The sequence below is a fragment of the uncultured Halopseudomonas sp. genome, assembly GCF_963977355.1.
GTDB lineage: Bacteria > Pseudomonadota > Gammaproteobacteria > Pseudomonadales > Pseudomonadaceae > Halopseudomonas.
Genome location: NZ_CAXBOV010000003.1, coordinates 75,132 through 101,712 on the forward strand (window position 1 = coordinate 75,132; position 26,581 = coordinate 101,712).

The 26,581-nt window shown below is 56.4% G+C and carries 25 protein-coding genes; 13 read left to right on the plus strand and 12 right to left on the minus strand.

The window, feature by feature from the left end; all coding sequences use genetic code 11:
• Positions 1–198: 198 nt before the first annotated feature.
• From AAC076_RS02140 to AAC076_RS02150, 3 genes are read left to right on the plus strand one after another with little or no spacing between them, the layout of a single operon-like run.
• A complete protein-coding gene (locus AAC076_RS02140; RefSeq protein WP_339842712.1) occupies positions 199–1,653 on the plus strand; it encodes a circularly permuted type 2 ATP-grasp protein in 1,455 nt (484 codons plus the stop codon).
• A 2-nt stretch (positions 1,654–1,655) separates the two neighbouring features.
• On the plus strand, positions 1,656–2,672 hold the full coding sequence (locus AAC076_RS02145) for an alpha-E domain-containing protein (RefSeq protein ID WP_339842713.1): 1,017 nt from the start codon (positions 1,656–1,658) through the stop codon (positions 2,670–2,672).
• Between the two features lie 30 nt (positions 2,673–2,702).
• The gene (locus AAC076_RS02150) at positions 2,703–3,857 is read left to right on the plus strand and encodes a putative zinc-binding metallopeptidase (RefSeq protein WP_339842714.1); all 1,155 of its coding nucleotides are present in this window, start codon (positions 2,703–2,705) and stop codon (positions 3,855–3,857) included.
• Here the strand turns inward: AAC076_RS02150 and AAC076_RS02155 are convergent, their stop codons facing one another.
• Entirely contained in the window at positions 3,858–4,247 is a 390-nt protein-coding gene (locus AAC076_RS02155; RefSeq protein WP_339842715.1) for a YkgJ family cysteine cluster protein, read from the minus strand.
• A 223-nt stretch (positions 4,248–4,470) separates the two neighbouring features.
• On the opposite strand from AAC076_RS02155, the gene AAC076_RS02160 reads away from it, so the two are divergent.
• The 3 genes from AAC076_RS02160 to AAC076_RS02170 all read left to right on the plus strand — a co-directional run bounded on the left by AAC076_RS02160 (position 4,471) and on the right by AAC076_RS02170 (position 7,773).
• Positions 4,471–5,688 carry a serine hydrolase domain-containing protein gene (locus tag AAC076_RS02160; RefSeq protein ID WP_339842716.1) on the plus strand — a complete coding sequence of 406 codons (1,218 nt, stop codon included), beginning with the start codon at positions 4,471–4,473 and terminating at the stop codon, positions 5,686–5,688.
• 125 nt (positions 5,689–5,813) lie between these two features.
• Complete coding sequence (locus tag AAC076_RS02165) at positions 5,814–6,866, plus strand: M14 family zinc carboxypeptidase (protein WP_339842717.1); 1,053 nt, start codon at positions 5,814–5,816, stop codon at positions 6,864–6,866.
• Positions 6,867–6,915: 49 nt separating this feature from the next.
• Entirely contained in the window at positions 6,916–7,773 is an 858-nt protein-coding gene (locus tag AAC076_RS02170) for a PA4780 family RIO1-like protein kinase (protein WP_339842718.1), read from the plus strand.
• Positions 7,774–7,797: 24 nt separating this feature from the next.
• Here the strand turns inward: AAC076_RS02170 and arfB are convergent, their stop codons facing one another.
• The 3 genes from arfB to AAC076_RS02185 form a co-directional block, all read right to left on the minus strand.
• Positions 7,798–8,211, minus strand: a complete 414-nt coding sequence (gene arfB / locus AAC076_RS02175) for an alternative ribosome rescue aminoacyl-tRNA hydrolase ArfB (RefSeq protein WP_339842720.1) — start codon at positions 8,209–8,211, stop codon at positions 7,798–7,800.
• Positions 8,212–8,251: 40 nt separating this feature from the next.
• Complete coding sequence (locus tag AAC076_RS02180; protein ID WP_339842721.1) at positions 8,252–8,983, minus strand: gamma-glutamyl-gamma-aminobutyrate hydrolase family protein; 732 nt, start codon at positions 8,981–8,983, stop codon at positions 8,252–8,254.
• Between the two features lie 291 nt (positions 8,984–9,274).
• Positions 9,275–9,673, minus strand: coding sequence for a nucleoside deaminase (locus tag AAC076_RS02185; RefSeq protein ID WP_339842804.1), 399 nt, complete (start codon positions 9,671–9,673; stop codon positions 9,275–9,277).
• A 177-nt stretch (positions 9,674–9,850) separates the two neighbouring features.
• On the opposite strand from AAC076_RS02185, the gene AAC076_RS02190 reads away from it, so the two are divergent.
• Positions 9,851–10,912, plus strand: a complete 1,062-nt coding sequence (locus AAC076_RS02190; RefSeq protein ID WP_339842722.1) for an AI-2E family transporter — start codon at positions 9,851–9,853, stop codon at positions 10,910–10,912.
• Positions 10,913–10,921: 9 nt separating this feature from the next.
• Here AAC076_RS02190 and AAC076_RS02195 read toward each other — a convergent pair whose 3' ends face one another.
• A complete protein-coding gene (locus AAC076_RS02195) occupies positions 10,922–11,305 on the minus strand; it encodes a hypothetical protein (protein ID WP_339842723.1) in 384 nt (127 codons plus the stop codon).
• A 64-nt stretch (positions 11,306–11,369) separates the two neighbouring features.
• Complete coding sequence (locus AAC076_RS02200; protein WP_339842724.1) at positions 11,370–12,398, minus strand: DUF4105 domain-containing protein; 1,029 nt, start codon at positions 12,396–12,398, stop codon at positions 11,370–11,372.
• Positions 12,399–12,554: 156 nt separating this feature from the next.
• Between AAC076_RS02200 and AAC076_RS02205 the strand changes: the two genes are divergently transcribed.
• The 5 genes from AAC076_RS02205 (at position 12,555) to AAC076_RS02225 (ending at position 17,866) form a co-directional block, all read left to right on the plus strand.
• Complete coding sequence (locus AAC076_RS02205; protein WP_339842725.1) at positions 12,555–14,216, plus strand: VRR-NUC domain-containing protein; 1,662 nt, start codon at positions 12,555–12,557, stop codon at positions 14,214–14,216.
• The gene (locus tag AAC076_RS02210) at positions 14,213–16,570 is read left to right on the plus strand and encodes an ATP-dependent DNA helicase (protein ID WP_339842726.1); all 2,358 of its coding nucleotides are present in this window, start codon (positions 14,213–14,215) and stop codon (positions 16,568–16,570) included. The genes AAC076_RS02205 and AAC076_RS02210 overlap by 4 nt, the downstream gene beginning before the upstream one ends.
• An 82-nt stretch (positions 16,571–16,652) precedes the next feature.
• Positions 16,653–16,856 (plus strand): DUF3185 family protein, encoded by a 204-nt coding sequence (locus AAC076_RS02215; protein ID WP_339842727.1) that lies wholly within the window; start codon positions 16,653–16,655, stop codon positions 16,854–16,856.
• An 11-nt stretch (positions 16,857–16,867) separates the two neighbouring features.
• A complete protein-coding gene (locus tag AAC076_RS02220) occupies positions 16,868–17,479 on the plus strand; it encodes a DJ-1/PfpI family protein (protein WP_339842728.1) in 612 nt (203 codons plus the stop codon).
• Between the two features lie 45 nt (positions 17,480–17,524).
• Positions 17,525–17,866, plus strand: a complete 342-nt coding sequence (locus tag AAC076_RS02225) for a zinc ribbon domain-containing protein YjdM (RefSeq protein ID WP_339842729.1) — start codon at positions 17,525–17,527, stop codon at positions 17,864–17,866.
• 8 nt (positions 17,867–17,874) lie between these two features.
• Here AAC076_RS02225 and AAC076_RS02230 read toward each other — a convergent pair whose 3' ends face one another.
• From AAC076_RS02230 to AAC076_RS02245, 4 genes are read right to left on the minus strand one after another with little or no spacing between them, the layout of a single operon-like run.
• Positions 17,875–18,339, minus strand: coding sequence for a DUF3429 domain-containing protein (locus tag AAC076_RS02230; RefSeq protein WP_339842730.1), 465 nt, complete (start codon positions 18,337–18,339; stop codon positions 17,875–17,877).
• A gap of 48 nt (positions 18,340–18,387) precedes the next feature.
• On the minus strand, positions 18,388–20,457 hold the full coding sequence (locus tag AAC076_RS02235) for a DUF3488 and transglutaminase-like domain-containing protein (RefSeq protein ID WP_339842731.1): 2,070 nt from the start codon (positions 20,455–20,457) through the stop codon (positions 18,388–18,390).
• On the minus strand, positions 20,454–21,404 hold the full coding sequence (locus AAC076_RS02240; RefSeq protein ID WP_339842732.1) for a DUF58 domain-containing protein: 951 nt from the start codon (positions 21,402–21,404) through the stop codon (positions 20,454–20,456). Before AAC076_RS02240 ends, AAC076_RS02235 begins: the two co-directional genes overlap by 4 nt.
• A gap of 5 nt (positions 21,405–21,409) precedes the next feature.
• On the minus strand, positions 21,410–22,327 hold the full coding sequence (locus AAC076_RS02245; protein ID WP_339842733.1) for a MoxR family ATPase: 918 nt from the start codon (positions 22,325–22,327) through the stop codon (positions 21,410–21,412).
• Between the two features lie 203 nt (positions 22,328–22,530).
• Between AAC076_RS02245 and AAC076_RS02250 the strand changes: the two genes are divergently transcribed.
• The gene (locus AAC076_RS02250; RefSeq protein ID WP_339842734.1) at positions 22,531–23,415 is read left to right on the plus strand and encodes an alpha/beta hydrolase; all 885 of its coding nucleotides are present in this window, start codon (positions 22,531–22,533) and stop codon (positions 23,413–23,415) included.
• Here the strand turns inward: AAC076_RS02250 and AAC076_RS02255 are convergent.
• A complete protein-coding gene (locus AAC076_RS02255) occupies positions 23,382–24,737 on the minus strand; it encodes a TAXI family TRAP transporter solute-binding subunit (RefSeq protein ID WP_339842735.1) in 1,356 nt (451 codons plus the stop codon). The genes AAC076_RS02250 and AAC076_RS02255 overlap by 34 nt on opposite strands.
• A gap of 67 nt (positions 24,738–24,804) precedes the next feature.
• Complete coding sequence (gene rmuC, locus AAC076_RS02260; protein WP_339842736.1) at positions 24,805–26,379, minus strand: DNA recombination protein RmuC; 1,575 nt, start codon at positions 26,377–26,379, stop codon at positions 24,805–24,807.
• Between the last annotated feature and the right edge of the window lie 202 nt (positions 26,380–26,581).

Sequence of the window (26,581 nt, forward strand, 5' to 3'; positions counted from 1 at the left end):
AACCCCTGTGCCAAATGCCCGACAAAACCAACGCCGAGCATGATTGACCAACGCGAATGGCAAACCGGTGCTAGGCTAATACCAACTAGAAGTTACCGTTATATGTATTGTCGAACGATTTCGACACTGCCGGTGACAGGCTGGTACAGCTATTGCATCGTGTGTACTTATAATCATCGGAGCGGACAGAGTAGCCTAATGAGCAAAGTTAACTGGGAAAACTACGCCTCCAAGGGCTTTTTCGACGAATTGATCGCAGCGCCGGGTAAACCCCGGCCAGAAGCTGCCATGTTGTGCCAATATCTGGCAGATCTGGATTCACGAGAAATCAACGAGCACAAGACGGCAGCAGAAGTTGCCATCCAGCTAATGGGTATTACCTTTACGGTCTATACCGAAGGCAGCATGATCGACCGTGCCTGGCCATTCGACATCGTGCCGCGGATTATCCCCCTGAGTGAATGGCAAAAAACCGAAGCCGGACTCAAGCAGCGGGTTCAGGCGCTGAACATGTTCATTGACGACCTTTACCACGACCAGAAGATCATCAAGGACAAGGTTTTTCCCGCCGAGATACTGCAGAAGTCAGTCAACTTCAGACCCCAGTGTGTAGGAGTGCATCCACCCCACAACATCTGGGCGCACATCTGCGGTTCGGACCTGGTACGAGACAACGACGGCACGCTGTATGTACTTGAGGATAACTTGCGCGTGCCATCCGGCGTTTCTTACATGCTGGAAAATCGTAACGTGACCAAGCGGGTCATGCCGGAGCTTTTCGCCGGCGGCCGCATTCAGCCCGTAGACGACTACACCTCTCAGCTTTACGACATGCTGGCTTCAATGTCGCCACGGCCGGGTGACGATCCCTGCATCGTGATTCTGACCCCTGGCATCTACAACTCCGCCTATTACGAACATGCCTATCTTGCCCAGCAGATGGGTGTGGAAGTGGTCGAGGGCTCTGATCTGGTGGTTGGCGAAGACGATTGCGTCTACATGCGCCGCATCGACGGCCTGAGCCGGGTTGACGTCATCTATCGACGAGTTGATGACATGTTCATCGACCCAGAAGTTTTCAATCCAGACTCGATCCTGGGTGTGCGTGGGCTGATGCGCGCCTGGCGCAAGGGCAATGTGGCCCTGGCCAATGCTCCGGGTGCCGGCGTGGCCGACGACAAGGTGGTGTATGCCTTTGTACCGGCGATCATCAAGTACTATCTGGACCAGGAACCCCTGCTGCCCAACGTGCCCAGCTATCTTTGCATGTTCGACAAGGACCGAGAGTACGTACTCGCCAACCTGGACAAGCTGGTGGTCAAACCAGCCAATGAATCAGGTGGATACGGCATGCTGATTGGCCCTCACTCGACCAAGAAGGAGCGGGACAAATTTGCCGAGCTGATAAAGGCTGATCCACGCAATTACATGGCGCAACCCACGCTGAGCCTGTCGACATCACCCACCCTCTGCGCCGACGGAATGGAACCACGGCATGTGGATTTGCGCCCATTCATTCTTTCGGGTGAAAGCCCCTGGGTTACCACGGGTGGACTGACTCGTGTGGCATTGACCAAGGGCTCCCTGGTGGTGAATTCATCCCAGGGTGGTGGTAGCAAGGACACCTGGATCGTCGACCTGGCGGGGAACTGATTATGCTTTCAAGAGTTGCAGAAAACATTTACTGGCTGGCGCGGTACGTAGAACGTGCTGAAGATACCGCCCGCCTGCTTAGCGTCAATAGCCACCTTTTGCTGGACCTTCCTAAATCGACAAAACTCGGCTGGAGCGAGATTATAGCCATCACCGGTAACGATGAGCTGTTTGACGAACTTTACGACACACGCGACGAGGTCAGCGTTCTCTCGTTCATGTGCGGTGACGTGCGCTACACCGGTTCTATTCTAAGCTCCCTGGCTGCCGCACGGGAAAATCTTCGCACTACCCGCGAGATTATTCCCCGCGAAATTTGGGAGGAAATCAACCAGTTGTATCTCAACGTCAAGGAACAGGTTGAAGCAGGGATAACGCCAAGACGACGAGATGCCTTTTTGAGTCGGGTTATCCGCAGTTGCCAGACAGTCAACGGCCTTATCGAGGGCATGCTCAGCTATACGCAGGCACGTACCTTCCTGATGCTCGGTCGCCAGCTTGAACGCGCCGACATGACCACCCGGATTATTGATGTGCGCTCGGCTAACCTCCTGCCGCGTAGTCCCGATGACCTTACGCCCTTCGAAAATCTGCAGTGGATGAGCGTGCTCAAGTCCCTTAGTGGTTTCCAGATGTACCGTCAGCATGTCCGTCTGCGTATACGCGGACCGGACGTTCTGCAATACCTCCTGCAGGATCGCCGCTTTCCCCGAGCAGTGGCGTGCAGTCTCGAGCGTCTGGCTATTGCGCTGAAGAGCCTGCCAATGCACGAAGCGGCCCTGGAAGAGGTTGAAAACTGCAGAACGCATATTGCCAATGCTGAAATCATTCGGATGGCTGCCGAACCTGACCTGCTTCATGGATTTGTCGACGAAATACAGATCGACTTTGACGAAGTGCATGAGGCAATACGCCGTACTTATTTCGCCCAAACGGAAGATACTGGTCAAACTAATATCCAGAGCCAGGGTCAGAGTGGGAGCGAGGGCCAAAGTCAAAAGCAGACACAGTCAAAGTAACGCCTCGCCCCTATCGGAAGAAACAGCGAAATGAGCTATTTTGATCAGTTGGTCAGCCGTAGCGAGGGGCACCAGCTCTTCGATTACCACCCCAACGGCCATGTGCAGAAATGCCAATGCGGGCAAGCAATTTTTTTTGACAATACCCACTGCCTGCGCTGTGGCGCTCAGCTGGGTTATCACCCCGCTCAGGGTATGCTTTGCGCGCTGAAGGCAGATAAGACCGTTGGCCAGTGGCGAGTAGAGACAGCTGGCCCACTCAAGGACAAGCTGTTCTCTCGCTGCCAGAATCTCAAGAGCGCGGCACAGTGCAACTGGCTGGTTACTGACCCGCAAACAGAGCCCTTCTGCACTGCCTGCGCGCTCAATCTGGTGGTCCCCGATCTGAGCGTGCCGGTAAATGCCGAATACTGGCACCGCACGGAAGAAGCCAAACGCCGCCTTATAGCCCAGTTGATCATGCTTGGACTGCCAACGGTTTCCCAGGAGCTCGACCCAGAGCAAGGCCTGGGCTTCAAGCTATTGCGTCAGCAGCAAGGCGGGCCTGCAGTCATGACCGGGCATATGGACGGAGTGATCACGCTCGATGTCATAGAAGCCGACCCGGCCCACCGTGAGCGCGTGCGCCAGAACATGCACGAGCCTTACCGCACGCTACTTGGTCATTTTCGCCATGAATCCGGTCACTACTATTGGGACCGCCTGGTACAGAACAGCCCCTGGCTAAAGACCTACCGTAATCTGTTTGGCGATGAACGGCAGGATTACCAGAAATCACTAGAAAAGCATTACAGCGACGGCCCTCCGGGAGACTGGCAAAACACCTTCATCAGCAGCTACGCCGCATCCCACCCTTGGGAAGACTGGGCCGAGACCTGGGCGCACTATCTGCATATGACCGATACCCTGAACGTCGCTCTGGATTTCGGCATCAGATTGGACACCCTGGAACTCAAGCCTGACCAGTTCAAGACCAGCCAACTGGACGGATGCGCACGGGGCAACGATGATCAGGCTGCCTTTTTATCGTTCATCAACCGCTGGGTTCAATTGAGTGGCGTGCTCAATGTGCTTGCTCGCAGCATGGGCCAGTCGGATATCTATCCGTTTGTGCTCACCGTACCCAGCCTGCGCAAGCTCTACATGGTGCATAGCGTCGTCGCGGATTACACCAACCCGCTGTGATCAAGCTGCCACAATAGGAATAAGCATGGGAGCCAGTTCCGGCTCCAGGGGCGCATCGGGTAGCGGCGGCAGCCCATGCCGAGCCCGAGCTCGCTGGCAATCGACATTGGCCAGACCGTTCTCGCCATGCCAGGCAAATTCCCGGCAACTGGAAGAACGCTGCTCGTAGATATTGCAACGCACGCCCTCCCCTACGGTACCCATCAATGCGGTGCAGCGCGGAACGGGCTGATTGGTGCCTTGCATACAACTCAGGTGGGGTGAAATCTGTTCGGTCAGATGACCTGGTACCAGACCACCTTCAGTAGCATCGGTCTCTCCCCAGTAGAAGGAAACCCTGAAAGTGGCACAACAGGCACCGCAATTCAGACAGGGCGAGGGGTTGTTCATGGTATTGCATTACTCATATGGCTACGGTGAACGACTTGTACAGTGTCTGCAGGCCTCTACACAAGGGGGTCTAAAGCCAAAATTGCAAGAATTTTTCAAAGGCTTACCGCCAGGAAATAACCCAATCCTCTGGCTAATCATTCAGCTCATCCTCAAGCCCCCGAAAAGCTTCAAGAAAAGGTAAGATCATAGATCTCTTTCCACCTGAACCATGGATAACCGCATGTCTGAGTCAGCCATCATCGCCGGTATGCATACGGGCCATCTGAACCGTATCGCGACCCATATTGATCAAGCCTATCTGCAGCCAGGCAAGCTGCCGGGTGCGCTCACCCTGGTCGCCCGCCGCGGTGAAATATGCTACCTGAATGCCCAGGGAATGATGGATGTGGAGCGTAACAAACCCGTGCAACGCGACACCCTGTTCCGCGTGTACTCGATGACCAAGCCCATGACTTCCATCGCGTTAATGCAGATGTACGAGCAGGGTCGTTTTCTACTCGACGACCCGGTACACAAATACATTCCCTCCTGGGCCAATTTGCGAGTCTACAAGGCCGGCGTACATCCGCAGTTCATGACAACCCCGACACAGCGACCGATGACCATCCGTGATCTGCTGACGCACCAATCGGGCCTGACCTACGGATTCATGAATCGGACCAACGTTGACGCGGGGTACCGCGCCCTGAAACTCGATGGAGGCGCCGGCCTGACGCTTGAGAAGCTGATCGACGAGTTGTCACGCCTGCCGCTGGAATTCTCCCCGGGCACGGCCTGGAACTACTCGGTGTCCACCGATGTGGTTGGTTATCTGGTTCAGGTACTGTCCGGTATGACCCTAGAGGAGTATTTCGCCCAGCACATTTTCAAACCGCTTGGCATGCAGGACACCTTCTTCACCGTACCGGCAAACAAGATCGAGCGCTTTGCGGCTTGCTACCAGTATCAGCCTGGCGACACCTTCAGCTTGCAGGATGATCCAAAGCAATCGGCATTCACCCATGCTCACGGTTATCTGTCAGGTGGCGGCGGGCTGGTTTCAACGGTCGACGACTACTACCGTTTTGCCCAGGCGCTTGCCAGTGGCGGCGAATTTCAGGGCGCACGCATCATAGGCCGTAAAACGCTGGAGTTCATGCGTCTGAATCATTTGCCAGACAACCAGGATCTGCCGGCCGTCTCGGTGGGCGCTTTCAGTGAAACGCCCTACGAGGGCTCAGGTTTCGGGTTAGGCTTTTCGGTCAAGACCGATGTTGCCAAATCCCATACCAATGGATCAGTTGGAGAGTACGGCTGGGGGGGCATGGCCAGCACCAATTTCTTTATCGATCCAGTGGAGGACCTGATGATGATTTTCATGACGCAGCTCATCCCGTCCTCCACCTACCAGATACGGCAGGAGCTACGCGCCATTATCAACGGGGCCATCGTGGATTGAGGCGTCAGGGGCTCTATGAGCGGGTGGCCTCAGCCTGAGCAAGGTCCGCCGCCGTGGCACTGTCATCGCGCTGCAATACACCGGTGTCATCCTGCGGTAACAATCCGCAGCGGTACCCGATATTCATGCCCAGACAGACCCCCGAGTCGATCCAGCAACAGATTCAGCGTCATCTGCCAGAGCACCTGCAACTGGAAAATCTGCTGCACACCGGTGCACGGCATTTACGCTGGCAAACCGTACACCGCGTGGACATCAACGGGATCGACATACCCATCAAGGTTATTGAAATGGGTAGTCGCTCCCCCCTGGTGCCCGTTATCGGCTTCTTCGGAGGCGTACATGGCGTTGAACGGATAGGCACCCAGGTGCTGCTGTCCTGGCTCCATAGCCTGATCCATCGGCTCGACTGGGATGATCAACTGCGGCGTCAACTGGAGCGGATACGTCTGGTTTTCATGCCGATGATCAACCCCGGCGGCATATGGCATCACAAACGTAGCAACCTCAATGGCATAGACCTGATGCGCAATGCCCCTATTGATGCAATGGGCGCAACTCCCTGGCTGGTCAGTGGTCATCGCATCAGCCCACGCCTGCCATGGTACCGGGGCAAGCAGGGCGACCCTATGCAGGCCGAGTCTGCTGCGCTGGTTGATACAGTGCGTCAACGGTTGCTCTGCGCGCCCTTCTCCATGAGCATCGACTGCCACAGCGGGTTCGGAAGGCAGGATCGACTCTGGTGCAGTTATGCTCGCACACACCGACCTATCCAGAATATTGCCGAAGTACTCTCGCTCAAACGCTTGTATCAGAACACCTTCCCCAACCATCACCCCTATATCATTGAACCCCAGTCGGTGCAGTACACCACCCACGGCGACCTGTGGGATTACCTGTACGACGAGTCGGTGGAACAGCACCCTGGCAACATATTTCTGCCTTTTACCCTGGAAATGGGCTCGTGGCTGTGGGTACGCAAGAATCCACGGCAGATGCTGGATTATTTCGGCTACTTCAACCCGGTTATCACCCATCGCAAACGCCGTGTGCTGCGCCAACATCTGCCGCTCTTCGAATTTCTTCTTGGCGCCAGCCAATCCTGGCGCAATTGGGTGCCGCGGCCCTCCCAGCGCGATGCCATAACCCAGGCAGCGATCGCAGAATGGTTCCTTTAAGTCACTCCCGGAGTACCCATACCCCGCCCATTTGAGGTATAAGGGCGCTATGAAAATCCCAAAACGCTTAGAACCCCTGGTCGAAGATGGCCTGATAGACGAAGTGATCCGTCCGCTGATGAGCGGAAAGGAAGCGGCTGTCTATCTGGTGCGTTGCGGTTCGGAGATCCGCTGCGCAAAAGTCTATAAGGAAGCGGCCAAGCGCAGCTTCAAACAGGCAGTGCTTTATCAGGAAGGCCGCAAGGTCCGCAACTCGCGACGCTCGCGGGCAATGGAAAAGGGCTCCAAGTTTGGCCGAGGCCAGCAGGAAGAAGCCTGGCAAAGTGCCGAAGTGGATGCGCTTTACAAGCTCGATGCGGCTGGTGTCCGCGTGCCCAAGCCCTACGGCTGCTTTGAGGGCGTCCTGCTCATGGAGCTGGTGACCGATGATGAGGGCGGCGTGGCCCCGCGCTTGAACGATGTATCCATGGATGCCGAGCAAGCCCGGGAAGACCATGCTGTGGTCATGGAGTACGTCAAATTGATGCTATGCGCCGGTCTTGTGCATGGTGACCTGTCCGAGTTCAACGTGCTGGTGGATGCCTACGGCCCGGTGATCATCGATCTACCCCAGGCAGTGGATGCAGCGGCCAACAACAATGCCCGGTCGATGCTCGATCGCGACGTCAACAACATGACTCAGTATTACGGCCAGTACGCACCCGATCTCCTTGCCACTCGCTATGCAAAAGAGTTGTGGGCTCTGTATGAAGATGGCGAGCTTACGCCCGAGACCGAGCTGACGGGCTACTTCAAGGAAGACGAGAACGCCGCTGACGTGGATTCTGTCGTGCAGGAAATCAAGGCCGTTATGGAAGAAGAACGCGAGCGGCGCGAACGTATACGCGAGGCTGACGAGCAGGACTGAAGTAACTGAAGTCAGTCCAGCCCGCTAGAGGTCCACCTTGCCGCGCAAGGACTTGGCCTTGCCGCGTATCTTCTTGCCTTCAATACGTCGCTCCTGCGAGCCCCTGGTGGGCCTTGTAGGCCGCCGACGCTTCTGCACTGCCACCGCCCCATTGATCAGCTCCTGAAGGCGCTTGATTGCATCGTCGCGGTTCATTTCCTGGGTCCGATAGGACTGGGCCTTGATAATAATGACCCCATCCTTGGTTATACGCTGATCAGACAGCTTCAGGAGCCGTTCCTTAAAGAACGGCGGCAGACTGGAGGTGTTTATGTCGAATCGCAGGTGAATGGCGCTGGAGACCTTGTTGACGTTCTGGCCGCCCGCACCCTGGGAGCGGATAGCCGTTATATCCACTTCCCAGTCACCCAATTGCATATCATGGCTTAAATTGATCATGCTCCAAGTTTACTGCCTGACAGCTGCATGCCAAGGTTTTTCATGTGGCTGAAGGTGACTGCGACGCCTGGGTGAGAAAATTGAGCATCCAGCTCATCATTACATCGGCATCCACCTCGGCATTGAGGGACACCTGACCCTCCCGCAACCGCGCCTGGGGTATGGAAATCTTGCGCATCTCCATCAGATCCCGTGAATAGGTTTTGCAGAACTCCGGATGGCCCTGCACGCTCATGAAATGGCGCCCGTATTGCACGACGTAATAGGGGCAAAAGAGGCTGCTGACGAGCACCTCGGCTGCAACATCGGCGGGGAGACGAATCACCTGATCCTGGTGGCTGACAATCAGATCCAGCTTTTCCTGCCAGGGAGACATCCAGTTCTTGCGCGTGACCACCTGATTGAAGGATATCCCTACCCCCCAGCCCTTTTCCGACTTGCCAACTTCACCGCCAAGCGCCTTGGCCATTAACTGATGGCCGAAACAGACGCCAATGAGGGGAATGCGCTGGCGCCATAACTCACGCACGAAATCTTCAAGCACATCCACCCAGGCCAGACCATCATTCACACCGAACTTGCTACCGGTAGTGAAATAAGCATGGTGTTCGTCCAGACGCACCGGATACTCACCATCCATCACACGATAGATGGTCAACTGTAAATCCGGTATCTGGCTGCGCAGCAGATCCTCGAACATTTGTGGATAGTTGCCATGGGCTGGCTGCAGATCCTGAGCCACATCATCACACTGCAAAAGACCTATTTTCATATACTTACAACACACCTTTAATTTCGCTTATGAGTATTTCACAATACTTTTATTCATCATGGGCGATGGGATTGCTACCCGACGCCCCATCAACAACCGCCATTATCGCAATCAGATCGTTCCAACTCACCAAGGATTTATTCGGTTAAGTATTGATCAGAACGCCCAAAATTAAAAAACAGATACATCGTGCATCGGCTGAGTAATCGAGGTAAGACTTACAATGCCAGCACAAATATTTAGCTATCCAAAGATAGCCAGTCCTCAAGATTGCGCCAGAAAACTGATAACTCAGTTTTCCTGACCGATGTCCTCGTTCCATAGCTCTGGATTGGCAGCAATAAAGGACCGCATAAGCTCGATACACTCTTCGTCCTGCAGTACTTCGACCTCCACCCCTCGGCTGCGCAACAGATCTTCCTCGCCCATGAAAGTCTGATTCTCACCAATCACCACCCTGGGGATGCCATAAAGCAAGATCGCGCCAGTACACATCGCACAGGGCGACAGCGTGGTATAGAGCGTCGAGGCCGCATACACCGCAGCGGACTGGCGACCGGCATTCTCCAGCGCATCCATCTCGCCATGCAGAATCGCACTGCCCTGTTGAACTCGCCGATTGTGCCCCCGACCAATAATCCTGCCGTCGTGGACCAGCACAGATCCAATGGGGATACCGCCCTCGGCCAGGCCTGAGCAGGCCTAGTCTATGGTGGCGCGCATGAAGGTGTCGATGGTAGGCATGGGTTACTTCCTGTGTTGCGGATGGATTAATTTACAGCGTGGCATTTTTCATGCGAGCCAGACTATAGGCTTAAGTAATTTCCCATTAAGATGGAGCCAATAATTTTTCCATCAGGAAACCCGATGCAATCCTATCTCCCCCCTACCAATCGATCCTATTCCACAGCAGTGCAATGGCTGCTCGGCGCTGCGGCATTGGTCATTGTGCTGGGCGGCTTGAAAGCTATCAGCCATATTCTTACGCCGTTTTTGCTGGCGGCGTTTCTCGCGATTATCTGCGCACCGCCGCTGAGCTGGATGCAGCGGCGCGGCGTGCCTGGTCCCTTGTCGGTACTGGTGCTGTTTTCAGTGGTAGGGCTGACGTTCTTTCTGCTGTTTCTGGCGCTCAAGGGCGCCGCGGAAAGCATGGCAAACCAGGCGCCCTTTTATCAGGCGCGGTTTTCGGGATGGATGGTCGAATTGCGTGAAATGATCGCTGCGCGTGGGCTGCCGGCGGAGCTTTTGCCGGCCACCATGCCGTTGCCGGCTACGGCGACTATTACCGGCGTGGCCCGAGATCTGGCTGGGGGGCTTGGGCAGTTCACCGCGAGTACCCTGCTGGTGCTCCTGGCGTTCATGTTCCTGTTGCTGGAGGAGCGTACCTTTGCCGGCAAGCTCAATGCCGCGTTCCCCGGTCGCCGGCGTGCCCGAGTACGTGGGCGTCGCTTCCTGCGCTCGGTATACCGCTACCTGGTTATCAAGACTGCGGCGAGCACCGCAACGGGCGTCATTGTAGGTATCGGGCTGACTTTCATGGGGGTCGATTTTGCCGTGCTCTGGGCAATCGTTGCAGGGCTGCTTAATTTCATCCCCACTATCGGTTCGATTATTGCCGCCATTCCAGCGGTAGTGATTGCCATGATGGGTATCGGGCCAGTAGAAGGATTGCTGGTACTGGCGCTATATGTGGGAGTCAACACCATTATCGGCAGCATCCTTGAGCCGCGCCTGATGGGTCGCAGTCTGGGACTTTCACCGCTGGTTGTACTGATTTCGTTACTGCTCTGGGGTTATGTATTCGGCCCTATCGGGATGTTGCTAGCGGTTCCCCTGACAATGATTGCCAAACTGGCGTTGGACTCTTCGCCGCAGACTCGCTGGGCCGGCATCATGATGAGCGATACTGCCAGACGCGTGCGCGACTGAGATTGCCCGCTACTGCAAGTGTTCGCGTCCCTGTAGCATGGCCGCGCTCTCAGCCAGCACCAAAGCATCGGCAAACGCGCCTCGCTCTACCGCAATTGCCGCTTCCGCTGCCAACTGCGCTGTCTCTCCTGTCTGGGGTGCCGTGCGCAACAGATCTGCCACCCGATGAAGCCTCTCGGCCACATCGGGCATTCCCCGGCTCCGCTCGATATTGGCACGGGACTCGACCAAGGTAATGGACCTGTCCATGCGCTCCTGGTCTAGCATTTGCGGGTTGGCGACAATACGCTCCGCCTCGGCGGCAACGATAGGTGCCTGTTGAGCCTTGACACCGACACTCAGGCCGGTTGCCAGTAATCCTGCAATTAGCAGCGGGTAGCTGATCTGATTCATGGGGTAGTTGCCTCTAAGGTTGAATACCTGTTCGAGCACCCTGACCCCATGAAGGTTCCACTTTCTATCGCCAGCCAGGTACGCCGCGTCGTATGACCCTGGAAAAGTCATCACTGCGTCCTGCCTCTTTGGCCCGAAGGGTGATGCGCCCCGCCCTCCGCAACTCAGCCATGTTCATGTCTGGTTGCAGACCACCCATCTTCTGTATGTAAGAAGGCAAGTACCCCGACAGCAAAAGCCGATAATCCAGGGGCAAGCCGGCCACAATCGATTGCATCATCTTGAAAACCAGAGTTGTGCAGTTGGCCGTGACCGTTTGATAGAAACGAGGCTGTTCAGCCAGTTGGTTTGCCTGATTCACATAGGCAAGAAAAAGCGAGCGCATGGCCGCATCGGATAATTCAACGCGATACAGATAGGCATCCTCACCGCGCACGTTGGTACGCACATGAATCACATCACGCTCATCACTGGCGATAATCGCGAGCTCGAACTGCTTGAAGAATCCACCCAGCTCGGAGAAAACCTCGGTCTGCTCACGCCGGACCTCAACGGTGAACGTAATGAAGCTGCCATCACTGAAACCAAACGACACCAGAACATGGGCGATGGCCGGGATGCCCCAGTAGGAGGTCACAACATCAACCGACTGCAACTGGTTGAGATCATACTGGCGTGTCTCCCAGACAGTGTCGTACTCCTGGTCACTGTGCCAGGTAAAGTTACGCACGTTATGCAGCAGAACCTTGCTGCCCTGCACTTCTCCAGTGGTGATATGTGCCAGATCGTCTGCCCAATGCCGGTCATGGCTTGGTTCGAGACTATTCCACCAGAACAGTAACCCTGCAAACGCGATGACATAGACACTCATGCCCGCCAATGCCCAGCCTTTCCATGCCATAAAGATGAGCACGACGGTCCCGAGAATCCACAGGGCGACAATCAGGTAACGCCCGACAACACCCCAGGGCGCCTGGAACCACAGGGCCAGAACAGCCCAAAGGCTGAACAAAATGACAAGAAAAGTGAACAGAGACAACATGATGCGCAAAGCAGACCTCTCACTGATGATATGGCCGGCGACGCGTCGCACAGCCCGAATATCCGCACTTTACTCCAATTAGGACAACAGGATTTCCTTACCCGTCGATTACCGATTTCCTGAACTCAAGCCTGACTCTGACTTCGGGCTTGAATAGCCCTTGAGCAGGGGGCAGACTACTGGATAGATAACTAGTAGACTCCAACGATGTCGATTCCCGCAACCCCCGTACTCAGCCCCCTGTACTACCTGGATAACTTCCGTACTGTCCTGGTCTGGATAAGTGCGCGTTATAGCGATCTGCTGAACGCGGATGAGCTGCAATTCATAGCTGAATTTGACTCGCTGAGCACTCCCGCTCAGGCATTACTGGTGCGCATGATCATGCGCAAGGGTCTGCATTTTCGAGCGAGCAAGCTGAGCTACAGTGAAATTGGACCTATTGACGAGGCTGCTGAGCCGCTCTGCGCCCTGGGCTGGCTGCGGACCGATGTCGAGATCGACCTCGAGGTTCTTTTCTCGTTAATGCGCAAGGATGAGCTCCTGGCCCAGTTGCCTGCGGCCGCAAAGCTCAGGACCTGCACCAAGGGAGGTATGCTCGAGACCCTTAGCCTGGGTGACAATGGAGATGCTGATTGTAGGCAAAAACCCTTTAGCCTCTGGTGCCCAAGCTCCCGGGAGATCCTCTACAGCCTGACCATCAATACCCTGTGTGATCGCCTGCGCCTGATATTCTTTGGCAATCTGAATCAGACCTGGGCCGAGTTCGTGCTGGCTGATCTAGGGATCTTTCGTTACGAAACCATCGATATTGCCCCTGAGTCTCGGGGTTTCCGCTTCAGGAAAGATATTGATGACTTTCTACATCTGCATGCATGTCGTGAGGCATTCGAGGCGGGGATGCCGATTGAAGAGATTGAACAGACTATAGGTGATTTTTCCAATTCCAATCCCTACCTGCAGGAACGTCACGGCAAGCTGCTCTTCAAGATGGCGCGGCAATTGGAGCGTGAGGCCGCGTTGGCGCCCGCGCTCATACTTTACCGACGGAGCGATTACGCTGGATCGAGGCAGCGGCGCATCCGCATTCTCGAAAAACTCGCTCGTTACGACCAGGCCCATGCTCTGGCAACGACGGCCATGGCCAATCCTGAGAGTGAAAGCGAACGGCAGCTGGTAGAACGCTCGCTGGTCAGGCTGTCACGCAAACTGGGACAGCCGCGCAGGCATGTCCAGCCCACGTGCAAGGGTGCGCGCATGGATCTAGTGCTCAGCCGACCTGGGCATGGCTCGGTCGAGCGTGCGGTCAGCGAGCAACTCGCGACCCCCAGCGCGCCGGTGTATTACGTGGAAAACGCCCTGATCAGCAGCCTGTTTGGTCTCCTTTGCTGGGAGGCTATATTTGCCCCGCTACCAGGTGCCTTCTTTCATCCATTCCACAGCGCGCCTGTAGACCTGCATAGCACCGATTTCTACCGGCGTCGGGCGGATCTGTTCCAGGGCTGTCTGGCGCACCTGCATACGGGCACCTACCCACAGGTGATTCGCGGTAACTACATCGCTAAACATGGAATCCAGTCACCATTTGTCTATTGGGGGCTAAGTCAGGAGGTGCTGGATCAGGCCCTGCTGTGTCTGCCTCCCACGCATCTGCAACACTGGTTTGAGCGGCTGCTGCTCGACATACGCGCCAACCGAACCGGCATGCCGGACCTCATCCAGTTCTGGCCACAGGAGAAACGCTACCGGATGATCGAGGTGAAAGGCCCCGGCGATCGATTGCAGGATAATCAGCGCAGGTGGATCGCCTTTTGTGAGCAGCATGGTATGCCAGTGGATGTCTGCCATGTGACATGGGCCGAGGCATGAGTTATCGCGTCGCCGTTCGCAGCCTGTGTGAGTTTACCGCCAAGGAGGGTGATCTGGACCTGCGCTTCACCCCTGCTCCCACCGCTCAGGAAGGCATGGCCGGACACCGCACTGTCGCCTCGCGGCGTGGTGAGAACTATCTGTGTGAGGTGGTGCTGAGCGGTAGCTATCAGAACCTGCAGGTAGCCGGGCGCGCCGATGGATATGACCCGGACCTTAACCTGCTGGAAGAAGTAAAAACCCATCGCGGCGACGTCAGCCGCATTCCACAGAACCATCGCTTGCTCCACTGGGCACAAGTAAAGGTGTATGGCTGGTTGCTTTGTCAGGAGCTGGAGCTGACCGAGGTGGATCTGGCCGTGGTCTACTTCAATGTCATCAGCCAGAAAGAAACCGTACTGCGTGAACGCTTTGGTGCCGAAGCCTTGCGCGAATTTTTCGAGCTGCAATGCTCTCGGTTTCTGGCCTGGGCCAAACAGGAAGAAGCACACCGGACTGAACGCAACCAGAGCCTGGAGCAACTGCACTTTCCACATCCTACCTACCGTCGGGGCCAGCGTCAGCTTGCCGAGGCCGTATACCGCGCCGCACGTGACGGCAAGACCCTGATGGCCCAGGCGACCACCGGCATCGGCAAGACGCTGGCTACTCTCTTCCCTCAGCTCAAGGCATTTCCCGGTGAGCAGATCGACCGCCTGTTCTTCCTGACCGCTAAAACCCCGGGACGGCGTCTGGGTCTTGATGCCCTGGCCACACTGCGTAGCCAGGAAACCGACATGCCCTTACGCGTGCTTGAGCACGTGGCGCGCGACAAGGCATGTGAGTACTCTGACCGGGCATGTCATGGGGAGTCCTGCCCATTGGCACAGGGTTTTTACGATCGCTTGCCAGCGGCTCGCAAGGCAGCGTTGCAAAGACGCTGGCTTGACCAGCAGGCTGTGCGCGAGGTAGCCCTGGAACACCAGGTTTGTCCCTACTATCTGAGCCAGGAATTATGCCGCTGGTCCGACGTGGTGGTCTGCGACTACAACTATTATTTCGACATGACAGCGCTACTGTTCGGACTCACCGTACTCAACGATTGGCGAGTCACGCTCTTGGTCGATGAAGCGCACAACCTTGTCGAGCGCGGCCGAGGCATGTACACAGCGGAGCTGGATCAGAATCGTTTCAATGACTTGCGCAAGATTGCTCCTTCCGGCCTCAAGAGTGCACTGGACCGCGTAGGCCGGCACTGGAACCAATTGCACCGCGACCAGGAAGTGCCCTATCAGGTGTACCCGGCCATCGCCGACCTGTTTATCGTCAGTCTGCAAAAGTCGGTGGGGGCAATAACCGATCATCTGACCGATCAGCCAAATGGCAACGATACGGCGCTGCTGCGCTTTTACCTCGACGCGATGCTGTTCTGTCGCCTCGCTGAAGCTTACGGGCCCCACTCGCTGTTTGATATAACCCGACAAGCGTCCCGGGGTACACGTACGCTTTCGACCCTATGCCTGCGCAATGTGGTGCCTGCACCCTTTCTTGCACCACGCTTCGCCACTGCACACAGCAGCACCCTGTTTTCTGCCACATTGAGCCCGCCGGATTACTACACGGACCTGTTGGGTTTGCCCAGTGAACGCAAGTGGTTGGATGTGGAGTCCCCTTTTCAGGCAGAACAGCTCGAGGTGCGTATCACGGCCAATTTGTCGACCCGATACCAGCACCGGGCCGCTAGCCTTGAGCCCATCAGCCAGTTGATGGCCGAACAGTACGCGCAACAACCGGGGAACTATCTGGCCTTTTTCAGCAGCTATGCCTATCTGCAGCAGGTATTGGACGCCTTTTCCCATATGCATCCGCAAATACCCGTCTGGGTTCAGTCACGCAGCATGAAGGAGGACGAGCGGCGGAATTTTCTTCAGCGATTCACGACACATTCCCGGGGCATCGGTTTCGCGGTACTTGGCGGCGCTTTTGGTGAAGGCATAGATCTGCCTGGGGATCGGCTGATCGGTGCCTTTATCGCCACCCTTGGACTCCCACAGGTCAATCCGGTCAACGAGGAAATAAAGAGTCGTATGCAGACGATGTTCGGTCAGGAAACCGGCTATGACTACACCTACCTGTTTCCCGGTCTGCAGAAGGTAGTTCAAGCTGCAGGCCGGGTTATTCGCACCCCAGAGGACAGGGGCGTGATTTTCTTGCTTGACGATCGGTTTGGTCAGCAAGGCGTACGCAGTCTGCTGCCGCAATGGTGGGCCCCGATGCATTATCGCCTGTCGCCCATGGGCGGAGCAAAGCCCTCCGGACCTGGTTTGCCCGAGAATATCGCGGACCTGACTGAGCGGCCCGGCAACGTGGAATAGTCAGGCGTTTCTGCAAAGCCAATATGGCCATGCGCCAGTCATGCGATACTATCAAGATCAAAAACCTGGACAGGCAGATAACATGAAAATTCAGCAAATAGCAGGTATCGCGCTTCTAATAGCCGGCATCTTGCTGCTCTTCTTTGGCTGGCAGTCTTCACAGTCCATTGGTGAGCAATTGGTGGAAACGATTACCGGCCGATTTACTGACAACACCATGTGGTACTTTATCGTTGGAGCTGTGACGAGCGTGGTTGGAGTCTGTCTTTTGGCAATCAAGAAGTAAGGAAGGATCCTATGCAAGGTCAACCCGGTTTCCAAATTGGTATTTTTGTATTCGAAGGCATGGAAGTTTTGGATTTCGCGGGACCTTACGAGGTGTTCACTACTGCGGCCAGAGTCTGGGCTCGAACTCATCTCGAAGACCCATCCCTGTTCAGCGTCTCGCTGCTAGCGGAAACCACCGCTGTGCGGGCGCGTGCAGGCCTGCTCGTTTACTCCGACCTCGCCCTTGAGTGCAGCGCTGGTCTTGACTTGCTGGTAATCCCGGGTGGCGTGGTCTCGGATGAGCAGGAAAAACCGCATATTATCGACTGGATTCGCAATGCATCTACCCAATGCATGCTTGCGTCGGTATGTACCGGCGCTTTCCTGCTGGCCAAGGCAGGACTGCTGGATAATCGTTGCGCCACCACGCATTGGGAAGATATTGATGATCTGCGTGCGCAATTCCCGGATATCCAAGTGCTGTCGGACAAGCGCTGGGTAGACGAAGGTCAGATCATCAGTTCGGCCGGCATAAGCGCAGGCATCGATATGAGCCTGCATCTGGTCGAGCGGCTGGCTGGCCGTGAATTGGCTGTTGCCACTGCACGTCAGATGGAGTTCGATTGGACAGAAGCCGTTTGACTGGTCATCATCGCGCCTCTTTCCCAGTCGACAGCCAGGTACCCCATGAGTAACTTAGCGCCCTGCCCCCAGTGCCAATCTGAATACACTTACCAAGATGCGGCTATGCTGGTTTGCCCTGAATGCGGCAACGAATGGGCTGAGGGTGCCGACTCCCAGCCTGCGGGCGATCAGTCGATTATTCGCGATGCCAATGGCAACCCGCTTGAGGATGGGGATGTGGTCACGGTCATCAAGGACCTGAAGGTCAAGGGCACATCACTGGTAGTCAAGGTCGGAACCAAGGTGAAGAATATCCGCTTGGTAGACGGCGATCACGATATTGACTGCAAGATTGACGGTATCGGACCGATGAAGCTCAAGTCCGAGTTCGTCAAGAAGTCTTGAGTACCGGGCTATCTGTTCACCCACGTTGCCAGCCAGGCAATCGCCAGTGATGCGATCACCACGAAAGTGAGTGGTTTGCGGAGAGCCGGATACCAGACCGGCGCTAGGCCATGGTTGACCGCCCACAAATCAGCTAGATACAGTCCGGCAAAAGCCACGAAGAACACCGGCAAGGCCAGATCGATGGGCAGACTCAGGGCGACCCAGCCCAATAACGGGGGAATGACCGACAGGCCCAGCTGGACAGGGGCCTGATCACTGGCCTCATCCGCACGAATGGCAAGCCCCCAGTGTATCGCCCCCATAAAAGCCAGAATAACTGCGGCGTAACTGAGCAACTCCTCCATCACTCGCTCCCGCCAAGCCTCAGGGGTTACCCATAATCCCAAGGCTGCGCTGACGAAGGGAATCAACCCGGCGAGTCCTAGCCCGACGGCCAGAGGGGGCGGTTTGATAGCGCTGAAAGGATGCATGGGTGCTCCGCTGCAAGAGGGTAAACGCCAGAGTGACGACTTGCCCTATTATAGGCGGGTGGAACGCCCCGGCAAGTCGTCCTTGTCCAGGGACGCCGTGGGTCTGCGCATTGGTTTGCGCGGCAAGGACCGCCTCAATGAACGCTCGAGATCCCGTAGTTGCCCCTGCATCACCCGATCCGGTATGCCATCGCCAGCATAGGTCTGGCGCACATATTCATCGAAATACGCACTAAGCTCCGCCTTGCATCCGGGCAAAGCACCTATCAATCGAGCTTGCCAGTCGCGAGGACCTTCACCCCGTTTGGCCTGCAGGCCCAGCCGCTGTAACCGCTGATCCAGCCTTGCCCAGGATCGGCGGCGCGGATCCTGGGGCTTGCGCCCAGGGCGGAGCGTCCAGATAGCTAACGGAATCATCACCAATGCGGCACATCCCAACAGAATGATGCCGATTCGTTGCCAGTCGGTAGTTCCCAGCCAGCGCTGAAAAAAGCCAGCCTGGCTATCAGACTGAAACCCCAGGACCCTCAACTGCCACTGAAAATTGATCTCGTCCCATTGCATACGGATCACGTTAACCCAGTTTATATCGCGGTAGCGGGCAGCCGAAAGCGGTGAGTCCTCGAGAAAGCTGCCCTCGCCCTGCAGCGCCTGTTGGATACCACGCTCGATACGCTCCGGAGCTACCTGGAAAGTCGGATCAACCGACGTCCAACCCTGACCAGGCAACCAGGCCTCGACCCATGCATGGGCATCAAACTGGTGGACCAGCACGTAGTTACCTGCAGGATTGATCTCGCCTCCCTGGTATCCGGCAACGATGCGCGCAGGAATACCCGCTGCGCGAAGTACGAATGCCATTGCGCCAGCGAAATGGGCGCAAAAGCCGCGCCGTGTATCAAAGAGAAACTCATCATTGGTGTTAACTCCGAGCGTCTCGGGCCGCAGGGTGTAAAAAAACGGTTCTGAATTGAAGTGCCGAAGTAGCGCCTGAACCAGTTCCGCATCATCGGAGTACTGGCTGCGCAGTTCCGCTGCAAATGCTCTGCTGCGCGGGTCGACCTCTTCCGGCAAGATGGTGTACAGCCGCTGCTGCATGGCTGTCAGGGCTTGAGGCTCGAGAAGACTCTGGGGATAGGAGGTGGCCTGGTAACTGGTGGTATCGGTCAGCGGCCGCCGAGCTCGGAGCATGAAATCGCGGGTGAGCACCAGGCGCTCATCCGCGGTAGTTGCACCCCGCAAACTGAAAACCCAGGGCTGCTGAGTCGCCGGGGTAGTGACCTGATAGGTGATGGGTTCGCCGAGTTGCTCCCAGTTCCTGGGTTCCGCACGCGAGGCAAAATCCAGATGGCTCCACCTGCGACCGTCGAAGCTCGATAGCGTCAGAGCACGCCAATAAAGCGCATCGTGGACAGGTATTTCCCCATCGAACTGTACGCGAAAAGCCAGATCACTGGACCGGGCGAGGTCTGCTATATCTCCCGGCGCCATGCTTTCGGCCAGCCCGGTGGTGGCGCGCCCCCCTGGGGTATCCACAGACCAGAGCGGTCCGATACGCGGGAAGAGTACAAACAGCACCAGCATCAGTGGGACTGCCTGCAATAGCAGCACAGACCCGGTGCGCAGTGCACGGGAGGGGTCGTTGCGCCCCGCTGTCTGCTGTAACCCGACGAGTGCAGCAACGAGCACCAAGAGAGAAAACAACTGGTATAGCGCCAGGACGATTGACTGGTTGAACAGAAAAGCTGTAGCAACGATAAAAAATCCCAGATAGATAACCACGATCGCATCACGGGGGTTGCGCATTTCCAGTAACTTGAACATGAATAGCAGTAGCAGCAACATAACCGCCGCATCCAGGCCTATGAGGGTCCGTTCGGTAAGCCAGACGCCGAGTCCGATCGCTACAACACCCAAGGTCTTGAAAATAATGCCCGGGTAGGCCCAGCGCATGCGCTGGATCTGGACGCGCCAGATTGCGCATGCCAGCCAGATGGCGGTTACCCAGAACGGAAGACGCGGTAGATGAGGCAGAAGCACTACCACCTGCGCAGTGAGGAGCCAGGCCAGGCTGTTGCGTGGTATCAGTGTCCGTGCTTTGTGTGCTGCCGGTTTCATTGACCGCCCCCGAAAAGAGCCAGGGTGCGCAAGCAGCGGTCCCGGTGCTGATCCCCGCTACCAGGCGCGATGCGTGTTTCACCTACTTGCATGCCGTAAGGCTGACCGGCGAGCTCCAACTGCATGACCCAACCTGTAAGGTGACTCAACCGCTGTTCCATATCTGCACCCGGAGTTTGGGTCAGATCGAGCCAATGCGTACTTCGCATCGGTTCGGCAAAAACCTTGCTGTGCAGGCCTTGGCCCCGGGAGTAAGCGCGCCAGTCCAGTCGCTTGCGCGAATCTCCAGGCTGATAGTCCCGTAACCCCTGAAAATCGTCCGAGCCTTCAACCATTTGCTGTTCGGTTTCACCTTCACCGCCCTGGACGAACGAAGGGAGTGGCAAACTGATAACCCGTGGATACACCAGAACCTGCCAGTCCAGATCCACCAAACTCCAGGCAACGAACCAGCCGAGCGGATAGCGGGTCTCGATACGCAATCGACCGGGTCTCAACCATCCACGCTTCTGAGTGGGGTGATACAGGGTGATCCTGGACTCACCATTGCGGCCTAGATCGATCTGCCGCGACTGCGCATCTGGCCAGGAAAATACCAGAGCCTGATGCTCGTGCCGCGGTGCGAGCAGATTCAGCTCAAGAGGCACCATTTCCCCGGCGAACACCGGAATACTGCCTGCGGCATGCACTTCAAGGCTCGCCAGGTTGCGGTACGTGTGGTGCAGGGAGACCCAAAAAAGACTGCCTAACAGGAAAGTCACACCGTAAACGAGACTGTTCTGGTAGTTGATCGCACCAATCAACAGGATCAGCAGCAGCAACAGCAATGCAAGACCTGCGCGGGTAGGCACAATGAAAATCTGCCGATGGGACAAGGTCACCATGGGCGCGGGTGGAATGCGTCTTGTGAGCCATTTATCGAAGAGGCTCCTGGCACGCTGCGGCATGGGGATCAAACCGCTTCCACCTCGTTAAGCAGCCATTGGGCAAGACCGCCACCGCCGTGTCCTGCCGGATCTTCACTGGCGCGCAGACGGTGGCTGACTACCGACGGCAGCACGGCCTGCACATCTTCAGGAATCACGTAGCTGCGATGTTCCAGCATGGCCCAGGCCCGGGAGGCAGCCAATAGACCCAGACTCGCACGCGGCGAAAGCCCCCAGGCGCATACCTGACTTTCACGGGTGCGATTAACCAGCCGCAGGATGTAATCGATGATTGCCGGGCTGGCAGTGATCTTCGGCACACTTGCCTGAAGGCTCTTGAGGGTTACGTGATCCAGCACTGGCTCGACGCGGTCCAGACGCGCATTGCGGTCCTCCCCCAACAGCAGTGACTTTTCCGCCGCAGGCCCCGGATATCCCAGGGAAAGGCGCATCAGAAAACGATCGAGCTGGGATTCAGGCAAGGCATAGGTGCCGGCCTGGGATACGGGGTTCTGGGTGGCTATGACAAAAAACGGATCTGGCAGCTTTCGGGTAGCGCCATCAACCGTCACCTGGTATTCCTCCATCGCCTCCAGCAAGGCACTCTGACTCTTGGGCGTAGCACGGTTGATTTCATCCGCCAGCACCAGTTCAGCAAAAATGGGCCCAGGATGAAAAACAAACTGAGAGGTATTGCGATCAAAAACCGAGGTACCAAGAATGTCCCCGGGGAGAAGATCACTGGTGAACTGGATGCGCTGGTAACTCATGCCCATGACCCGTGAAAGTGCCTGGGAAAGGGTCGTTTTGCCCATCCCGGGCAAATCCTCGATCAGCAGGTGGCCGCGAGCGAGGATACAAGCCACGGCAAGTTTAACTGCGTGCTCTTTCCCCATCACGACCTGATCTACAGCTGCCAGTGCACGATTCAACACATCCTTCATGGTCCATCCTTATTCAGTGATCCCGGGTGATCAGGGCAAAGTACCGCAACCGCATGTTAGGGTTGCCTCCGACCGGATAGAAGGCGCACGCAATGACTTGTAACAGCTTGTCGATTGAACTCAATGCGCCTTGATCCATTCTCAAGCGTCTATCAGTTGAAAGTTCACTTTCAAAACTACGTCAAGTTCGGGGATCGTGCTACATGTCCATTGGCTCTGCAAAAATTCTGGTGGCCTTGCTGGCATTGTTACTAGCCACTGCCTGCTCTCCCCTTACGCCAGTTAATCTGCTGGTGCCCGATGACACCTACACACTGATGGCAGACCAGCCTTACGGTGAGAATGAAAGGCAAAAGCTCGATGTCTACATGCCTTTGGAGGGCGCAGCCGAGGCGCCAGTGGTAGTGTTTTTCTACGGGGGCAGTTGGCGAAGTGGTAACCGCGCTGATTACGCTTTTGTTGGCGAGGCGCTGGCATCTCGCGGGATCATTACCGTGGTGGCTGATTACCGGGTTTATCCTGAGGTCACCTACCCCGCCTTTGTCGAGGACAGCGCAGCGGCAACTGCCTGGGTGCGCAGGCAACAGGACAGTTGGCAGACCAAGCGTCAGCCCATGTTTGTCATGGGACACAGCGCTGGAGCCTACAACGCGGCCATGCTTGCCCTGGATGAGCGCTGGCTGAGTGAACACGGGATGAATGCACAAGAAATTGCAGGATGGATTGGTTTGTCAGGTCCCTATGAGTTCCTGCCCATCATCAATCCGGACGTCAAACCCATATTCCATCATCCAGACACCCCCGAGACGTCCCAGCCCTTCTACCATGCGGGTCCGCAGAGTCCTCCGGCGCTGTTGATGGCCGCCACACCGGACAAGCTGGTTGATCCCCAGAGAAACACCGGTCAATTGACCGAAAAACTGCGCTCCGCCGGGGTCGATGTCGAAACCCATTACTACGAGTCACTGCATCACGTGACCATTATCGTAGTGATGGCCGACCCCCTGCAATGGTGGGAGCCGGTCGTCGATCAGGTGCACGACTTTGTCATGCGTCACTCCAGAGCATCGTCCGAACCAGATTCCTGAGCGCCGGTGCGCATGCTTTCCAACCTGTTGATCATATAGCGCACGTGCAAATGCAGACTGTATAGCTCATGGGCATAGGATAGCGGAACGTCGACCCGTGTCAGCTCATCCTGCAGCCTGTGCAGGCGCTCGATCTGCGCCTCGATCTCAGCTTGAATATTGCCCTGGTGAATAAGCTTGTCCACTTCCCGCAGTTGCGCATACCAGCGAAATACCCGCGCACGCATGCGCCAGCTGTAGATCGGCCCCATACTCCGCACCAAAGGCACCATAATCGCAATGAACGGGATCAGAAGCACGACATAGCGATCAACGATCGACGCTATCCAGAACGGCAAATAACGCTGCAAAAAAGGCACACCTCGACGGTGGTAATAGTCAGCTTCGCCAGTAAGTGTCAGTTCAAGGGGTTTGGCAGCGGGAAAGGCACCTGCAGGGTCAAGCAGATTTCCTTTGCTGAGCACTTCACGCGCTGCCTCCAGTACAAGGGAAGTCAAGGCCGGGTGGAGTGTCTGGTTGGCAATCAGGGTGGCGACAGGCGATAGCAACTCCACATCCTGACGCGGCACATTCCCCGCAATATCCAGCAAACCTTCGGTCAGAGTGAGGTGATCCAGAAAGGTCAATCTGGCGGCATAGGCTCGCGCCTGGACGAGGCTGACCAACTCCAGGTTCGGATTGGCAATCAGCATTGCAATACGTTCATTATCCGCGGGCAGAACAAAAAAAGCCGCGTCGAGCTCACCCTTCTCAAGTGCCTCAGAGGCGGCATCGCCAGGCAATTTCTGCCAATTCCCGCCGTCCAGGTTCTGGAGGCGGGATGCATCGCCGCGAGCCTCGAACAAACTACCCACCACAGCCCATGTGCCACTACCCTCACTACCCACTGCCACACGCTTGCCGGCCAGATCTGATAGACGCTCAATCTGTAAACCCGTGCGTTGAAAAAGCCACAATGGTTCGTGGTACAAGGCGGCCAGACCTTCCAGTTTTTTCAAATCGGCACGTTCGAGCAGCCGAGTCGTTCCACTCTGGACCAGCCCCAGCTGCACATCTGGAGAATCAGCGGTAAGTCGCTCCAGGTTGTCCATTGAACCGCGTGTGGCATGCAGCTCGAGTGTCAGGCCATCCTCGGCAAGGCGCTCTTTCAGCGCCAGTCCGAATTGGTGATAACCGCCCCCCTCGCCCCCCGTTACCATCGCGATATGTCGCGGCGGTGCCGGATCGAGAAAGCGGAACAAGACCCAGACCAATACTCCTACCAGCGGCACTATCCATAGATTGGCACGTACAAAAAGCGCACCTTGCTTCAGCACATTCATCCGATTCCCCTGCGCCCGTTTTACTCAGTTTATACACTGGGGCTGACCGGGGCGAATCAATCCCTGGTCAATTGATATCGCTGGGCGCATCACGACCCAGCTCAAGATCTGCCTTGTCACGCCAAGTTTCGCCCAGCTCCGCCTTGACCGACACACCCAGATCCTTGAAGTCGTTGACCTGTTTGACAAGATTGCCACGGCCTCCAACCAGCTGATCGCAGGCCTTCTGATAAGCATCAGAGGCTTTTTCCAGGCTCTTGCCAATGCCGTCCATGCTCCCCAGAAAAGTGCGCAACTTATCGTGAACCTTGGCCGCCCGTTCGGCTAGCTCCGCGGTGTGGCGGTTCTGGTCCTCGAAGCGCCATAACTGACGCACGATATTAAGACTGGTAAGCAAGGTGGTTGGCGTGGCGACCAGGACGTTTTGCTCGATAGCCTTCTGAAACAGACTCTCATCAGCCTTGAGCGCTTCGACAAAGGCCGACTCGATTGGAATGAACATGAATACCATCTCCGGCGCATTCAGGCCCGGCAGGTCAAAGTAATTACGATCAGACAACTCGCGAATACGCTGTCCTATCGCTTGAACATGCTCGGCCAAGGCGATTCGGCGCTCGCTGTCGTCTTCACTGTTGATGTAGCGCGTATAGGCGTTGAGCGAAACCTTGGCATCAATGATCAGATGCTTTTCCTGGGGCAGGTACACCAGCACATCCGGACGTTGCCGCTGACCTTCGCTGTTGGTCATGCTCACTTCGCGCTTGAAATCCTTGCCCGCGACCAGGCCAGAGCGTTCCAGGACATTTTCCAGAATCAGCTCACCCCAGTTGCCCTGGGTTTTCTTCTGACCGCGCAGGGCAGTGCTCAGATCATGGGCTTCCTGGGTGATCTGCCGGTTGAGCTCCTTGAGGTGATTCAGCTCACTGGCCAGGGTCGCCTGCTGCTGGGTGTCCTTGTGATGAATGTCCTCGACCTTGAGGCGGAATTGATCAATCTGTTCGCGAAAGGGTTTGAGCAGGTTATCCAGCGACTGCTGGCTTTGCTGCGAGAAAGCCTGGCCCTTTGCCTCGAATATACGACTGGCGAGCTGCTCGAACTCCAGTTTGAGTTGGTCGCGACTGTCCTTGAGCAACTGCTGTTGTTCAGTAAAGTGCTGCTGACGGTGCTCGAGCGTATTCTGCAAGGTCGAGTGCTCGATCCCCAGTACCTCATGGCTGGCTTGCAGTTCCTGCAGCCTGGCATTGAACGCATCACGCTCCTGCTTCACAGACGCCAACTGGCGCGCCTGCTCCTCCCCAAGCGTCTGGGCCTTTTCAGCCCGCACTTGCCATTCGTGGGCTTGCCGCTCCAGGTCACTTTGCCGCGACTGCCCCAACTGGTACTGGTCGCGTAGAGAGTCGATGTTTTCGTGAAGATGTTCGAGGCGCACCTGCAACCCGGCACGTTCGCTGTGCTGCTGATGGGCCTCAAGCTGCAGTTGCTGGCAGAGCTCACGCTGCTGCTCGGTCTGGCGCCGAGCCTCGTCGAGCTCCTGTTGCTGAGCTGCCTGGCGGCGCACCTGCAACCATGCCGTAAGCCCCCAGCCCAGTAACAGGACTGCACTGACGATGGCCAACTGGATCTGCGCGTCGCTTAAGGGCATGGATATCTCTCCTTGTCTGATGCCGCGCATTATCCCGGTTTACCCACCGGTTTGTAACCTTTGCACACGCTCCAAGCACCTCTGGCACGGCTTTCAACAAAGCTTCCCCCCCATTAGGGGGGTACATCAAGACCATACAGGGGACTAGTGTCGTACGCAGTGCGATGTTCCGCCTGGCGGACCATCTTGAAGGCAGCATTCG

Bases quoted from the DNA above. Each gene is read 5' to 3' on its own strand.
- AAC076_RS02180 (WP_339842721.1), bottom strand. From the start codon at position 8,983: ATGAAAATAGGTCTTTTGCAGTGTGATGATGTGGCTCAGGATCTGCAG.
- arfB (WP_339842720.1), bottom strand. From the start codon at position 8,211: ATGATCAATTTAAGCCATGATATGCAATTGGGTGACTGGGAAGTGGAT.
- AAC076_RS02220 (WP_339842728.1), top strand. From the start codon at position 16,868: ATGCAAGGTCAACCCGGTTTCCAAATTGGTATTTTTGTATTCGAAGGC.
- AAC076_RS02190 (WP_339842722.1), top strand. From the start codon at position 9,851: ATGCAATCCTATCTCCCCCCTACCAATCGATCCTATTCCACAGCAGTG.
- AAC076_RS02155 (WP_339842715.1), bottom strand. From the start codon at position 4,247: ATGAACAACCCCTCGCCCTGTCTGAATTGCGGTGCCTGTTGTGCCACT.
- AAC076_RS02150 (WP_339842714.1), top strand. From the start codon at position 2,703: ATGAGCTATTTTGATCAGTTGGTCAGCCGTAGCGAGGGGCACCAGCTC.
- AAC076_RS02195 (WP_339842723.1), bottom strand. From the start codon at position 11,305: ATGAATCAGATCAGCTACCCGCTGCTAATTGCAGGATTACTGGCAACC.
- AAC076_RS02160 (WP_339842716.1), top strand. From the start codon at position 4,471: ATGTCTGAGTCAGCCATCATCGCCGGTATGCATACGGGCCATCTGAAC.
- AAC076_RS02250 (WP_339842734.1), top strand. From the start codon at position 22,531: ATGTCCATTGGCTCTGCAAAAATTCTGGTGGCCTTGCTGGCATTGTTA.
- rmuC (WP_339842736.1), bottom strand. From the start codon at position 26,379: ATGCCCTTAAGCGACGCGCAGATCCAGTTGGCCATCGTCAGTGCAGTC.
- AAC076_RS02225 (WP_339842729.1), top strand. From the start codon at position 17,525: ATGAGTAACTTAGCGCCCTGCCCCCAGTGCCAATCTGAATACACTTAC.
- AAC076_RS02235 (WP_339842731.1), bottom strand. From the start codon at position 20,457: ATGAAACCGGCAGCACACAAAGCACGGACACTGATACCACGCAACAGC.
- AAC076_RS02230 (WP_339842730.1), bottom strand. From the start codon at position 18,339: ATGCATCCTTTCAGCGCTATCAAACCGCCCCCTCTGGCCGTCGGGCTA.
- AAC076_RS02240 (WP_339842732.1), bottom strand. From the start codon at position 21,404: ATGCCGCAGCGTGCCAGGAGCCTCTTCGATAAATGGCTCACAAGACGC.
- AAC076_RS02205 (WP_339842725.1), top strand. From the start codon at position 12,555: ATGTCGATTCCCGCAACCCCCGTACTCAGCCCCCTGTACTACCTGGAT.
- AAC076_RS02245 (WP_339842733.1), bottom strand. From the start codon at position 22,327: ATGAAGGATGTGTTGAATCGTGCACTGGCAGCTGTAGATCAGGTCGTG.
- AAC076_RS02140 (WP_339842712.1), top strand. From the start codon at position 199: ATGAGCAAAGTTAACTGGGAAAACTACGCCTCCAAGGGCTTTTTCGAC.
- AAC076_RS02145 (WP_339842713.1), top strand. From the start codon at position 1,656: ATGCTTTCAAGAGTTGCAGAAAACATTTACTGGCTGGCGCGGTACGTA.
- AAC076_RS02210 (WP_339842726.1), top strand. From the start codon at position 14,213: ATGAGTTATCGCGTCGCCGTTCGCAGCCTGTGTGAGTTTACCGCCAAG.
- AAC076_RS02170 (WP_339842718.1), top strand. From the start codon at position 6,916: ATGAAAATCCCAAAACGCTTAGAACCCCTGGTCGAAGATGGCCTGATA.
- AAC076_RS02255 (WP_339842735.1), bottom strand. From the start codon at position 24,737: ATGAATGTGCTGAAGCAAGGTGCGCTTTTTGTACGTGCCAATCTATGG.
- AAC076_RS02165 (WP_339842717.1), top strand. From the start codon at position 5,814: ATGCCCAGACAGACCCCCGAGTCGATCCAGCAACAGATTCAGCGTCAT.
- AAC076_RS02215 (WP_339842727.1), top strand. From the start codon at position 16,653: ATGAAAATTCAGCAAATAGCAGGTATCGCGCTTCTAATAGCCGGCATC.